This is a genomic window from endosymbiont of Galathealinum brachiosum (assembly GCA_003349885.1).
In the GTDB taxonomy this organism is placed as follows: domain Bacteria; phylum Pseudomonadota; class Gammaproteobacteria; order SZUA-229; family SZUA-229; genus SZUA-229.
The window spans coordinates 102,713-116,736 of sequence record QFXC01000003.1 but is presented as its reverse complement, the minus strand read 5'-3'; the positions used below and the strand labels follow the sequence as shown (position 1 = coordinate 116,736).

The following is a 14,024-nucleotide window of genomic DNA, read 5'->3' as shown; positions in this document are numbered from 1 at the left end:
GATTATATGATTGAACACTTTATTAAGCAGACAACCATATTACTGATTTTCTTATGGCCATTAAGTTATGCAGGTTGCGCTATTTTTAGTGCTGAAAACGAAACACCCGCTTATGTAGAAAAAAATATAACTGACCCTAAAAAAGCTATTACAGTTACTAAAGATACGTTTGTTTGCCTGAAAAAAATGCAGCCTGTCCGCGGTTTTTTTGTTGGAAACATTCTGGGTAATTTAGACGCAACCATAATAGCTGCAAATTCTAAAAATGGAGCCAAATATCCACCCGGCTCTATCGTACAGTTAATTCCTGCCGAAGTTATGATCAAACATCATAATGGCTGGAGCCCAAAAACAAATGACTGGGAGTTCTTTGAACTGGATGTTTCAGAAGAGGGTTCGAAAATAAAAGTCAGGGGAACAACTCAGGTAATTAATAAATTTGGAGGAAACTGTTTCGAATGTCACCAGAAAGCCGAACCTGAATGGGATATGATTTGCGAACAGGACCATGGCTGTGATTCACTACCTGTTCCAGATTTTTTAATTCGTTGGACACAAAATAGTGACCCACGCTGTGATTAATTTACTGACCTGATTCAATAATATTATCTATTCCCGAACCATTATATAGTCTGAATTTCTAGAGTATCTCTACACCTCATCATTACCGGCTCATTTTCAATCAGATATCAGTCGATTATATAAAATCCAGATAAACATCAAATGTTAAACTTTCGTGAGATTTCTGTGATTTTGGGTTGATATTTCAAGTGCAACATATCCTTGCTGTAACTATCTAACTATAACAAGGAATCGATATGAACAAGAAACTACTTCTAGCCATGGCAGTAACTGCCGTCTCAATTGGCAATGCATCGGCACAGGACTTAAACATTACCTTTACAAACCTGACTCACGGTAATCATTTTACACCACTTATTTTTAGCGCGCACGCTTCTGACCAGCATATATTTGAAATCAATACATCTGCTTCCGCGAGTCTTCAAGCAATGGCTGAAGGGGGTGATATTTCCGGTCTGGTAAGTGATTTAACCGCAGTTACTGCTGATATTAATGCGAACCCGGCTGATGGTTTGATGGCGCCAGGACAAAGCGTTAGTTTAGAATTATCTACTCAGGAAATTAATACTCATCTTTCTGTAGCCGCCATGATTTTACCCACTAATGACGGGTTTGTCGGGCTGGATTCATTAGCAATTCCAGTTGAAGCTGGCACTTACACTTACTACCTCAACGGATATGATGCTGGCACAGAAGTGAATGATGAAATAGTTAATGGTGGCGGTGCTCCAGGAGCACCCGGTATTCCCGGCGACCCACTTGGTCAAAGTGGTACAGGTGCATCTGGTGTTGCAAATACTGAAAACAATACCAACATACATATTCACCGTGGCGTAATTGGTGATACAGATGCGACAGGCGGTATAAGTGATATTGATAGTCGCGTACACCGTTGGTTGAACCCTGTAGCCCGTCTGGTTGTTGAAGTTAAATAGGAGATAAGCGAATGAAAAAATTTGCATCTAAAGTTTTACTTAACACCTCTATGGCAGGGGCAATGCTACTGACTCTTTCTGCATGTAATCACGATCAAATGCAGGAATATCAAATCAGCATAACCAATATAACTAATGGTCAGCCACTGTCACCTCCTGTAGCAATGCTACACAATAAAAACTTCAGCTTCTGGAAAATTGGTGAACAGGCCAGTGAAGAACTTGAAGTAATGGCTGAAGGTGGTGATGGCAGCGGTTTATTAAATCTGAGACGAGGCAACCCTCAATATAGCAGCTCTTCCCCCCTGTTCCCGGGTGAAAGCATGCAGTTCAACTTAGAAGCCGTTAACGATACATTTAAGAACCTGTCTATCGCAGGTATGTTAATTAATACCAATGATGGTTTTAGTGGTTTAAATGGAATTGAACTTGTTGAGCTTGAACCCGGTCAGACTAGTGTTTACTACACCCATGTTTATGATGCGGGTACCGAGTTTAACAGTGAATTAAGTGGCACCATCCCAGGCCCATCTGATGGCGGAGAAGGATTTAATGCATCCCGTGATGATGTAACTTCTGTTGTAACCGCTCATGGTGGAATAGTGTCGGCTGATGATAACTTTGCCAACTCTACACTTAACAGTGCTGATAAGTTCGACAACCCAACTCTTCGAATTGTAGTAACTGCACTTTAATTTACAAAGAGAAGGATATCGTCGCTACAGCTGTAAAACTGTAGCGACGATTAAATCATGATGAAGAATAAAAAAGTAATAGTTGTAGAAGACAACCGAGATATATCTGACCTGATAAAATTACACCTGAGTGATATTGGCATACAGGTAGATACTTACTACGACGGCATAGATGGCTGGAACAAAATCAAACAAAGTGATTACGACCTTATTATTCTTGATATTATGTTGCCGGGTATGAACGGTATTAATATTTGTAAAAAAATTCGTAATACGAGTAAAACATATACTCCTATATTAATGCTCACTTCACGCTCTTCTGAAATCGATAGAGTACTAGGCCTTGAATCAGGTGCAGATGATTATCTAACAAAACCTTTCAGCCTGATGGAAATGGTTGCACGAGTTAAAGCTTTAATACGCCGTCATGATGCTATGTCAGTTAAATCAATCCGTTCTGAAAAACTTGAATTTATAGATTTAAGCATAAACACTCAAACACGCGAAGTAATTAAACATCAACAACACCTCGTATTAACCGCCAAAGAATTTGATCTATTACTACATTTTGCTAAACACCCTGGTCAGGTATTTGATCGTATGCAACTACTTGATAAAGTTTGGGGATATGGGCATGAAGGTTATGAGCACACCGTAAATTCCCACATAAACCGTTTAAGAGGTAAGCTTGAAACTGATCCTAGAACACCACAGTTTATTAAAACTATCTGGGGAGTGGGTTATCAGTTTATAGCGTCTGCTGCATAAAAGTTTATAACATTCAAATCTACATCCTCGAACATTTCTAAATGAAAACAATACTTTAAGAGTTCAAGACCATTACCATCTGAAGAAACAACAATATTAACAAAATAAGCAACTAATTATGAAAACCTCTTTCATTCACACACTTTACTTTAAAATGGCAGCTGGCCTTGGTCTTATTCTGCTAGTAGTTGGTTTATCCTATACTATTTTTGCCAGCTATATGCTGCAGCAAATTAATCAGTCCAGTTTACAACTAATTAACCATAATCTTGCTCTTAACCTTGTTAACGATAAAAAAATAGTTCATGACGGTAAAATTGATAAAAAAGCTATGAAAGAAACATTCATGCAATATATGACTATTAACCCCAGCATTGAAATATACTATCTGGATTTAAATGGTAATATTCTTGCCTATTCTGCCGAGCCGGGAAAAGTAAAACGCAACTCAATTAATCTTAACCCGGTCAGACAACGCATTGAAAAACCAGAACAACTAAATATATTAGGTGATGACCCTCGTTCACACGAAACTAAAAAATCATTTTCAGTTACAGCCATACCTGACAAATCAAATCCGGAAGGATATTTATATGTCGTGCTTCAGGGAGAAGAATTAACTAAAGCCATTAATACACAATCACAAAACACTATCATTTATCTTGGTGGAATGGTATTGACTGGCAGCTTACTAATGGGGTTACTTTTGGGACTTTTTTTATTCTATCGAATAACTTACCGTATAAAAAACTTACAGGAAAATGTGGCCAATTTTGTTAGCAATGATTTCTCATCTGCTAGCACATCCGGTTTTTGTGTATCAAATTTGATAATCCCGGATGAAATAAGTGAACTGGAAAAATATATTGCTCGTATGACGTTACACATTCATAAACAATGGTCAGCTCTAAAGCAACAGGATAATTTACGCCGTGAAATGGTAGCTAACATTTCACATGATTTACGAACTCCTTTGGCATCAATACAGGGTTACCTTGAAACTTTAACCATAAAATATGACAATTTATCTGATAATGATCGAAAAAAATATCTAAAAACAACAAGTAAACAGGCTAATAGTTTACAAAAATTAATAGATGGTTTGTTTGAATTAGCTAAACTGGATGCACGTGAACACCAGCCCATTATGGAGAGTTTTCCTGTACTCGAACTTGTCTATGATGTCTTAGCCAAATTTGAAATTAATACTCAGAAAAAGAACATAAAACTGAACATAATTTCTGAAACAGATAACCCTGTCGTTTTGGCCGATATAGGTTTAATTGAACGCGTATTAGACAATTTAATTAACAATGCTATTTATTATAGCAACACAAATGGCCATATCACAGTTAGCATCGCAGCCCCGGAAGATGGAAGTTTAACTGTTAAAGTAATTGATACAGGTCAGGGAATACCTGTAGAACAACAAGCACTGGTATTTGAACAATTTCATCAGGCACATACGCCAGAACGTAAAGATGGTCATGCCGGGCTTGGTTTATGTATTGTTAAAAAAATAATTGAACTGCATAAACAAAAAGTCTGGGTAGAAAGCAAACCTGAACAGGGAGCAGAGTTTAATTTTACTTTAGCTATAGCATAATAAAACTTAAAAACCGTAACTTTAATTTAATAAATATATCAGGTATTTTCAGATTCCGCCTGATTACGGCTATCATTCCAGCTTATCAAATTCTCAGCGGGCATAGGTTTGGCAAAATAATAACCCTGGGCAATATCACACCCCATTTCTTTTAATAACAGGAAGGTTTCTTTATCTTCTACGCCCTCTGCAACAACATGCATATTGAGTTCATGCCCCAGAGTTATACAGGTTTTCACAATACCTCTTGCTTCATGATCATGCTGCATATTCATAACAAAACTCTGATCAACTTTAAGCTCGGTAAATGGCATACGATAGAGCTGTGAAAGAGATGAATAACCTGTACCAAAATCATCTATTGAAAGCTCTATACCCTTCATTCGCAATCTGGTCAGAATATCAAGAGAAGTAATTAACTCTCCCATTAAAGCACTTTCAGTAACTTCAAGCGTCAACATTGTTGGGTCTAACTGATGCGTATCCAACATACTACTTAATAATTCGGGTAAAGAAAGTGACGTAATGTTATCAGCTGATACATTAACCGATACCTGAAGCACCAGTTTCCTTGATTTCCAATAGAGGGACTGCTCCATAGCCTGCTTAATAACCTGAGAAGTAAGGTCACCAATCAGGCCATTATCTTCCGCCATGGAAATAAATGAATCAGGATAGATTAAACCATGTTGAGGGTGTTGCCATCTCACAAGCGCTTCTACACCTGCGAGTGAGCCACTTTTAACATCTATTTGTGGTTGATAATGTAAAACTAGCTGATCATCTTTTAAGGCTGTCTCCAAATCAGATACTTCAATTTTAAACTCTGATCGTGAATACGACTGACGTTCAATTTTTGAATATTTCTCTAAAATATTTTTAAATAGTTTAAACTCAACAGGTTTATTTATTGTCGCAATAATATCCAGTGAATATGCTTTAGCGAGTTGTTCAGCTGAATGGAGAACCCCAGAATCATAACCACTCATCAGTATCAATGGAACTATTTTCCCCGTTTCCACCATCTGACGCATGACTTCCACCCCGTCCATTCCGGGCATAATTAAATCTAATACCAAAATAGCGTTATCATCACATGAGTCAGCTTCTTCAAAAAATTTTACTGCCTCTGTATATACACATACCTTACATCCTAACAATCGAGCATACTCAGCTAATAGATCCACTGTCTGTTGTTCATCATCAATAATATAAATGGTTTGTTCATTCATGATGTAATACTCCTACAACTCTTCACGCCCATGCGAGTTACCTGTATTTTTTCCCTTGATATACTCACCTATTGATTTATCCAGGCCCAGTATATGATCTTTTAACCATACACTTAGAAATTCTAAAAATTTTTCTACCGATAATTCGCCTTGATCATATTTAATTTTATAATGCTGAACTTCCCTGACAATTAGTTCATGTACTTTCCTATGTTTATCAAATTGAGGGTAGCCATTTTCTTCCATAATATTTTCTTCGCGCTTGAAATGATACTGAGTATAATCAATTAACTCATCAAGAATACCACCTAGCTCATTTGATGAAAGATGATTATTCGCAATAGTTATAGATCGATTAAGAAGTAATAGTAATTTTTTATGATCATTATCAATATCTTCAATACCTACACTATACACATCACTCCATTCAATAGCCTTGATACTTTTGTTCTTTGTTGTTAATTCATTAGCAACATCGCTACTTAATAAAACTCTAATATTCCTTAATAACTCTTTAGACTCATAAGGCTTACGCAGTAAATTTGATTGCAAATTTATATCTATATCTTTATTAGAACTTTCATCATTATATCCGCTTACTAATTGAATTTTAATTTCTGGATATTTATTTTGAACAATTGTAGCTAATTCATAACCGTCCATTTCCGGCATTACAATATCTGAAATCATTAGATCAAAATTATCTTTCTCTAATATACTTAATGCAATTCTACCATTTTCAGCACTTATAACCTCATATCCATTTTGTCGCAACATAACTGAAGCAAGATCCCTTAATGCAGCTTCATCATCCACGACAAGGATAGAACCTTTACCCTGAAAACTAGTTTCAATCTCATTTAATTCATCAAAGCTTTCACCAGACTCCTGATAACGTGGAAAATAAATAACAAATTCACTTCCATAATTTAGCTGCGAAGTAACATTTATAACGCCACCAGCTCGTTTAACAAATCCAAACACCTGAGAAAGGCCAAGCCCTGTACCTTTATCCCCTTTTGTAGAGAAGAATGGATCAAATAACTTTTCCTGAGTTAACTCATCCATGCCACACCCTGTATCCAAAAGACTCAGCTGAACATAATCACCGCTAGGTATATTAAGCAGTTGTGCTTCCAGATCATTAAGAGAAGCGTTCTGCGTAGTAATAGTTAACGAGGCAGCAGATGTTTTATCTTGCATCGCATGCATGGCATTAATACTCATATTAAGAATCGCATCTTCGAGATCATTATGATCAAGATAGATTGGCCAGACATCATCAGCTAGATTAAAGAGTAATTTAATACGAACTGTCAGCGTTTTCTCTAACATGTCCTGCTGTTCTAATAGTATAGTATTTATACTTAATTTAGTTGCTTCAGGATTACCTTTTCTAGAGAATGACAATAGTTTTTTAGTTAACTTCGCCCCCCTTTTCCCTGCATAATTAATTTGACTAGCATAATCTGCTAATTTTGGTTGATCTACAAGCATGGTTTTTAGTAAATCAGAATACCCAAGAATAACACCTAACATATTATTATAATCATGAGCAATGCCACCAGTTAGTTTACCCAGTGCATCCATTTTTTGTGTACGACGTAACTTTTCTTCCTGCTGTTTTATATTAGTTAGATCCTGACAACTACCTATAAATCGATGTTTACCATCAACACTAACGGGTAATTCGGCAACAGATATACGTAATGGTATAATTTGTTTGTTTTTGTTTACACCTTCAACTTCACGGCTAAGCCCAATTACTTTCTTGTTTCCTGTCGCAATATATTTTTTTATATATCCGTCATGTTTATTTGAATGAATTTCAGGCATTAATAAATTAATACTTTTCCCCTTTATTTCATCAAATTTATATCCGAATAAAGTTTCAGCGGTTTGATTAAATGTCTCTATACATCCATTTTCATCAATTGTAATTACCGCATCTACCATTGAATTAAGTATTTCCCGCTGTTCCCGTTCTTTTTCTAGTAACGCCTGTTTTGATTTATGTTCAGACGTAACATCTAATACTAAAGAGGCGGCTCCAATCACCTTACCAGATTCATCTCTTAACGGAGTATTGTGCCATTCACATAAAATTATCTGGCCATCCTTAGTCAAGTTTTCATTGATACTTTTATTGCCACCTGTTTGAGAGATAAGATCTTCCCATATTTTTTTAACATCGATTATCGCACTCGCTGGCAACATAATATCAACAAAATCACGTCCTTTAACCTCATCTAATGTGTAACCAAACATTTCTTCTGCTGCTGCATTCCAGTCAATAACCTGGAAATCCGTATTCCACTCAATAGCAGCCAAAGGTGTTTGTTCCTGGTATAACTTAAGGTGTTGAGAATAGGCACGTATATTATCTGCTGTTTTCTTACTGTCTGTAATGTCACGAACAATAGCAATTACCTGAGATTCATTTGGTAAACGACTAATACGAGCTTCCCAGTACCTGGGTTGCTGTGCAATTATAAGCTCATATTCAAATGCAACAAGCACACCACTATCTCGGGCTAATAATAACTTCTCTTCAAATTGACTAGCAACTGGTTCAGGAATAACATCCTGCATTCTCTTACCAATAAAATTATCAGGTTTAACATATAAATCAGAGCTATTCCCACTTCTAAACTCTAATATGAAATCGTCTTTATCTAATAAAAAGAATAAATCTGGTATTACCTGAAATACAGAATTCAGTAACTTACCACTATGTAGTGCCTTTTTTTCTGCTAACTTACGATTTTTTTCATCTTCTATTTTTTCCAGAGCGAATGTAATATCGTTAGCTGCTTTTTCGAGCAGGTTGATTTCATCATCATCAAAGAAATTACGTGACTCAGAATAGACATTAAATGCACCAATTATTTCATCTTTTAAACTGAATGGAAAAGAAGCTAACGAAAGATAACCTTTATTCAGAGCATTTTCACGCCACGGTGAAAAATCAGGATCATTTTCAAGGTCATTAAGAACAGTACTCTTCTCATTAATAATAGAACTTACCACTGGACAGGCTTTAGTTAAATCATCAGTGAGTGACAATTTAATAGTTTTAATATATTCAGTACCATTTCCACTATATGCTACTGGATTTATCTGTTTTGTAGATTCATCAATCAGACCGAACCAGACAAATTTGAATTCTCCATACTCAATTACAATATCACTTATTATCTGAAAAAGCTTATTCTTGTCACTCTCTCTTACAATAGCCTGATTAATCTGACTCAACGTTACGTACAGTCTTCTAGATTTAGTTAATTTTTCTTCTGTTGTTTTAAGATCAACTGCCCGACCCAGCTTAGATGACAGGCTATTAATTAATTCACGTTCTTCTTTTAAAAATGGCCCTTCATAAAGTTCAGAAAATTCTTTAATATAAAATACCTCTATTTTACCTCTCACTTTATTACTAACAACAATATCACTGGATTGCATCCATTGTGTATCATCAAAAACTTCAGAAACATATTCAATTTTATCAAAAGTAATCCTGGCCCGGGTAAATTCTGGATAGTGCCAGCCAGCAGGTATTGAATCAACCGTATCCTGAAAAACCTCTTCTAAAGACAAACGACTTTGTATTGACTCAGTAACAGCGTGCATACAGGTAATTTCTTTTACGCGCTCACCTTTATCATGAATCAGTATTACACTTTCTTCTTCAAGTAGTTTTCGTCTCGTTATATCAGATATGGTCCCTATCATACGCTCCGGTTTATTATCATCTGCCCATGAAACCACCATTCCCCTGTCAAGAACCCACTTATAAGAACCATCTTTACATAATAATCTATGTTCAATCTCGAAAGATGGTATAGCTCCATCAATATATTTATCCAGCTCTTCATAAGTTTCTACTTTATCATCTGGGTGTATACGTTTATCCCATTCTTCAAAATCATTTTGAATCTCATCATCCTGATAACCCAGAATTTCTTTAAACTGAAAACTAAAATATATTTCATTTGATATTAAGTTCCAGTCCCATACCCCATCTTTATTTCCTTCTAGTGCAAAGCTCCATCTCTCCTCACTTTCTGCAAGCTCATTAACTGCAACATTACGTTCGTGTATCTGTGTAGTTAGCCTATTATTAATAACTCTAAATAATTCCTGCCTATTTCTAGCTACTTGAACGTAATAAGATAATACTGAAAATAGAATAGCTAACAGTATTCCCATAACAAGAAATAAATCATTAAGTTTATTTAGATGTGCATAATTAGCATATTCAATAACTAAAGATTTGTTATGCGATTCAAGTGCAAGCCATATGCTAAATACAATAACAAAACCACCTACACCTAGTATCACAGGAAACCATGAAGGCAAATACGAAACATCCATATCACTTTCTTTCCAGGCAAGACCAGTAATAGCGATACCCAAACATACAAAACCTAATGAAGTATGAACAGCCATCTGTGTTAAATCACCAAGACCATATGCTTCATCAAGCGCTAACATGTATCCAGAAAGTGCTACAAGGGAAACTCCTATTAATAACGAACCTAAAACACCACAAATTAATGGCATATTGATATGCTTTAAAGACCCAGAATTAAGTAAAATCAATGAGCTACTTACTATAATAAAACTAAAGGCAGTTTCAGGGGCCATACGACCAGGATAAAATGATTTAACTGTAATAGCATGCTGCATAAAGAACTGATCTATGCCAAAATCAGTAATTAACACATATTGAGACAGGGTCAAAATAGCTATGCATATAGTTACAAATGCAAACATAGAGGCAATAACATTCTTTCTTTTAAATATAGAATAAGCACTTAAGCCACTTAAAACAAAACACAGAGCTGTGTTATATTGCATAGGAACAAACTCAGGACTCACCTGAATCAGTGACGAGTTATTCGTATACCAGCCAAACAGGACCATTAAACCTAACAGGAAACTTGTCCCTGTACCTAAGATAATAATCAAATTTAGATATAAACCTGAGCCTGTTTTCACCATATTATTTCTCTAAGTTACAAAATAATGTTTTTTATAACTTCTATTAACTCTGTTGTTTCAAATGGTTTAGTTAGGACCGTCTTTATATTTTCTGAATAATGCTCATCTTTTTCCGAACTATGCCCACTCATTAATAAAACTGGAACACTTTTATTTATATCTGAAACTAATCTAGATAATTCAATACCATCTAAGTGAGGCATCTCTTTATCTGTAATTAACAAATCGTACTTGGACGGATTTTCAGAAAACTTTATTAATGCACTTTTACTATTAGTTTCAACTTCAATGTAATATCCGTAATGCCTTAATATTTCTGCCAGTACATTTGCTACTGAAGCCTCATCATCAACAACCATAATACTAATGTGCTCTTTTACATTTTTGTCTATAGCATTTTGAGACTCTTCAGTATTTACCTCAATATTGCCTGTGGCAGTATGAGCAACAGGCAAATAAAGCTTAAGCTCGGTGCTTTGACCAAGGGTTGACTCTACCTGCACGTGACCTTTCTGATCGTGAATCATTCCATGTAAAGCAGATAGCCCCATACCCGTACCTCCCTCGTTCTGTCTGGTAGTAAAAAATGGAAGAAATATTTTTTCTATATCTTCAGAACTAATACCTTTACCTGTATCCTGCACAGTTAGAACAACATAATCACCATAGAAGGTTTCATGACATGAATTACACATCTCACTTTTAACCGACTCCTCATATACGCCAATAATAATTACACCTTTACCATCCATAGCATCACTAGAGTTTACAGCAAGACTTAGAATCATTTGATGCATACGTACTGGATCAACACTTACATCAGGAACATCATGTAATTGTGTAAGTATTTTCACTGATGATGGTAAAGTAGAAGAAAGTATTTTTACTGTTGATTTAATTACTTCTGAAAGTTGTACAGATTTAATTTCATGTATATCATTACGACTAAAAGACATCATTTGACGAACAAGATCTCTTGCCAGTTTTCCGGCAACCATAATTTCATTTAGATAATCGATCAACTCTTCATTTGAATACTGTTGAACTTCTTCATTTGCCAGTTCTGCATAACCTAGAATACTAGCTAATTTGTTGTTGAAATTATGTGCAACACCTGCAGTTAAATTACCAATTGCTTCAATTCTTTGCGCTTTATTTAACTGGTTTTGCAGTTGAAACTGATTCGTCACATCTCTTTTTATTGCAATATAATGGGTAACTGCGCCACTCTCATTTAACACAGGTGTAATGCTTTGCTCTTCAAGATATAAACTATGGTCTTTTCGTTTATTCCATAACTCTCCATTCCATACTTTTCCTGAAGAAATAGTAGACCATAAATCCTTATAAAATACCGGATCCTGTTTACCCGATTTTAAAATGCGAGGATTAACACCTTTTACTTCACTTAATGAATAACCTGTTAGCCTTTCATAAGCATGATTTACCCATAAAATATTTCCGTTACCATGCGTAATAACAACTCCATCAGCTGTAGCTTCTAGTGCTTGTTTGAATAAATCAATTGATTCTTCATTTTCTGTATTACTCATGCTTATTACCTAATACATCATGCACTATATCTCTTAGGTCTTTAGCTTCAAATGGTTTTCTTAATATATTGTCAGCCCCCATAAGATTAGCAATTTCAAGATAATCAAATCGGCCGCTTACACCTCCACCACCAGATATAGCTATAATTGGCAAATCTGGAACTTCTTTTTTCAATTCCATTACCAGATCAACACCATGCTTTTCAGGCATAACTATATCTGTAATTATCAGGTCAATATCACCTTTAAGACACATAGCTTTAGCTGTCACGCCATTATCAGCTTCGACAATTTCATAATTATCATTCTTAAACATACTACGTAACATTTTTCTAACAGGTGCTTCATCATCAACCACTAGTATTTTTTTCATAACATCACCTTAAAAGAAATCAATCTCGCCATCATCCATACTTTCCTGATGTACCGGGTTCTTAATTGTCTGCTCTGATAATTCATGAGCATTTGCCATAGTCAAACGCAACTTACTTAAGTGTTCATCTAAATGCATTGCTATATCACTTGATTTCACTATATTAAAATCATGCCTAAGACTTGAAGACGCATTAGAGAAACCACGTAATGTTTCCACACGTTTCTTCATGTGTTCAATCAACTGATTAGTCATATCTTCAAACTGCATTGACTGAAGAGCCAATTCAACATCACTACTTATTTCAGAAGAAATACTTGATACATTTTGTAGCTCATTACTAATTTGTTCATTTGTTTGCTCTAATTCCTCCATCATTTCATCCATTCTATTTCTGGATTTCATTACCAATGTCAGATCACCTGCAGCTAATGCACCAACAATATCTTTCGCCTCATTCATGGTTTTCTCTATTTCCATATAATTTTTTCGTACTTCACCACTAAACTGACTACTTCTTTGAGACAAACCACGCACCTCGTCTGCAACAACGGCAAAGCCGCGCCCTGCATCACCCGCCCTGGCAGCCTCAATTGAGGCATTTAGTGCAAGAAGATTTGTCTGTGAACTTATACCATCAATCTCAGATAATAATTTTTCTATCTCATTTATATTAACCGCCATCGTGTTCATTGCTTCAACCATGTGCATACTTCCATTACTCATTTCCTGTATGCTCGATGAAAACATAGCTATCATTTCAGAAGCCTCTTCTCTGAAACTTTTTGAATCACTATCACTATCTTCTGTTAACAAAGAAATTAATCTTGTAACAACATCAAGCTGTACATGTGACTGCGATTCAAGCCCCTGAAAACTTGTAATCATGCCTGATATAGCGTCGCCCTGTATTGACTTAACTCTGCTTAATTCATCTTCCATCTGTTCAAACTGAATCGATTGCTCTCTATCAGAGTCATCCATAATTGTTTCATATTCAGATACAAGCTGCTGTTCAACCTGAGTTTCATGCTCTTCGTTATTTTTATACGCGACAGTTTTTGACAATAATATATAATTCCCTGTTATCCAGCTAATCACAGCTGATGATAAAATAATCAACACCGTTTTTGCATCTGAACCTGATACAACCATATACGCTGTGGCAATCATCAACACCACACCTAAAGACCATGATAGAAAAACATATCGCATATTTTTTCCTAACATCGCCTGAGAATTTTTAATTATTTCCGTTAATATATTCATAAACTTA

10 protein-coding genes are annotated in these 14,024 nt (G+C 35.6%); 5 read left to right on the top strand and 5 right to left on the bottom strand.

The window, feature by feature from the left end:
- Nucleotides 1-6 precede the first annotated feature (6 nt).
- From DIZ80_01920 to DIZ80_01900, 5 genes are all read left to right on the top strand, one after another.
- Nucleotides 7-582, top strand: coding sequence for a hypothetical protein (locus DIZ80_01920; protein RDH85707.1), 576 nt, complete (start codon nt 7-9; stop codon nt 580-582).
- Between the two features lie 236 nt (nt 583-818).
- Nucleotides 819-1,517: a hypothetical protein gene (locus DIZ80_01915; protein ID RDH85706.1), complete on the top strand. Its 699-nt coding sequence runs from the start codon at nt 819-821 to the stop codon at nt 1,515-1,517.
- A gap of 11 nt (nt 1,518-1,528) precedes the next feature.
- Nucleotides 1,529-2,212, top strand: a complete 684-nt coding sequence (locus DIZ80_01910; GenBank protein RDH85705.1) for a hypothetical protein — start codon at nt 1,529-1,531, stop codon at nt 2,210-2,212.
- A gap of 57 nt (nt 2,213-2,269) precedes the next feature.
- The gene (locus tag DIZ80_01905) at nt 2,270-2,980 is read left to right on the top strand and encodes a DNA-binding response regulator (GenBank protein RDH85704.1); all 711 of its coding nucleotides are present in this window, start codon (nt 2,270-2,272) and stop codon (nt 2,978-2,980) included.
- Nucleotides 2,981-3,098: 118 nt separating this feature from the next.
- Nucleotides 3,099-4,586 carry a sensor histidine kinase gene (locus tag DIZ80_01900; GenBank protein RDH85703.1) on the top strand — a complete coding sequence of 496 codons (1,488 nt, stop codon included), beginning with the start codon at nt 3,099-3,101 and terminating at the stop codon, nt 4,584-4,586.
- 38 nt (nt 4,587-4,624) lie between these two features.
- Here the strand turns inward: DIZ80_01900 and DIZ80_01895 are convergent, their stop codons facing one another.
- Genes DIZ80_01895 through DIZ80_01875 form a run of 5 tightly spaced genes read right to left on the bottom strand, consistent with a single transcriptional unit; the run spans nt 4,625 to nt 14,017 of the window.
- On the bottom strand, nt 4,625-5,818 hold the full coding sequence (locus DIZ80_01895; GenBank protein RDH85702.1) for a hypothetical protein: 1,194 nt from the start codon (nt 5,816-5,818) through the stop codon (nt 4,625-4,627).
- A 12-nt stretch (nt 5,819-5,830) separates the two neighbouring features.
- Complete coding sequence (locus DIZ80_01890; protein RDH85701.1) at nt 5,831-10,822, bottom strand: hypothetical protein; 4,992 nt, start codon at nt 10,820-10,822, stop codon at nt 5,831-5,833.
- A gap of 14 nt (nt 10,823-10,836) precedes the next feature.
- Nucleotides 10,837-12,375: a hypothetical protein gene (locus DIZ80_01885; protein RDH85700.1), complete on the bottom strand. Its 1,539-nt coding sequence runs from the start codon at nt 12,373-12,375 to the stop codon at nt 10,837-10,839.
- A complete protein-coding gene (locus tag DIZ80_01880) occupies nt 12,368-12,748 on the bottom strand; it encodes a response regulator (GenBank protein ID RDH85699.1) in 381 nt (126 codons plus the stop codon). Before DIZ80_01880 ends, DIZ80_01885 begins: the two co-directional genes overlap by 8 nt.
- A 9-nt stretch (nt 12,749-12,757) precedes the next feature.
- A complete protein-coding gene (locus DIZ80_01875) occupies nt 12,758-14,017 on the bottom strand; it encodes a hypothetical protein (protein ID RDH85698.1) in 1,260 nt (419 codons plus the stop codon).
- Nucleotides 14,018-14,024: the final 7 nt, after the last annotated feature.

Bases quoted from the DNA above. Each gene is read 5' to 3' on its own strand.
- DIZ80_01910 (RDH85705.1), top strand. From the start codon at position 1,529: ATGAAAAAATTTGCATCTAAAGTTTTACTTAACACCTCTATGGCAGGG.
- DIZ80_01900 (RDH85703.1), top strand. From the start codon at position 3,099: ATGAAAACCTCTTTCATTCACACACTTTACTTTAAAATGGCAGCTGGC.
- DIZ80_01915 (RDH85706.1), top strand. From the start codon at position 819: ATGAACAAGAAACTACTTCTAGCCATGGCAGTAACTGCCGTCTCAATT.
- DIZ80_01885 (RDH85700.1), bottom strand. From the start codon at position 12,375: ATGAGTAATACAGAAAATGAAGAATCAATTGATTTATTCAAACAAGCA.
- DIZ80_01890 (RDH85701.1), bottom strand. From the start codon at position 10,822: ATGGTGAAAACAGGCTCAGGTTTATATCTAAATTTGATTATTATCTTA.
- DIZ80_01880 (RDH85699.1), bottom strand. From the start codon at position 12,748: ATGAAAAAAATACTAGTGGTTGATGATGAAGCACCTGTTAGAAAAATG.
- DIZ80_01895 (RDH85702.1), bottom strand. From the start codon at position 5,818: ATGAATGAACAAACCATTTATATTATTGATGATGAACAACAGACAGTG.
- DIZ80_01920 (RDH85707.1), top strand. From the start codon at position 7: ATGATTGAACACTTTATTAAGCAGACAACCATATTACTGATTTTCTTA.
- DIZ80_01905 (RDH85704.1), top strand. From the start codon at position 2,270: ATGATGAAGAATAAAAAAGTAATAGTTGTAGAAGACAACCGAGATATA.
- DIZ80_01875 (RDH85698.1), bottom strand. From the start codon at position 14,017: ATGAATATATTAACGGAAATAATTAAAAATTCTCAGGCGATGTTAGGA.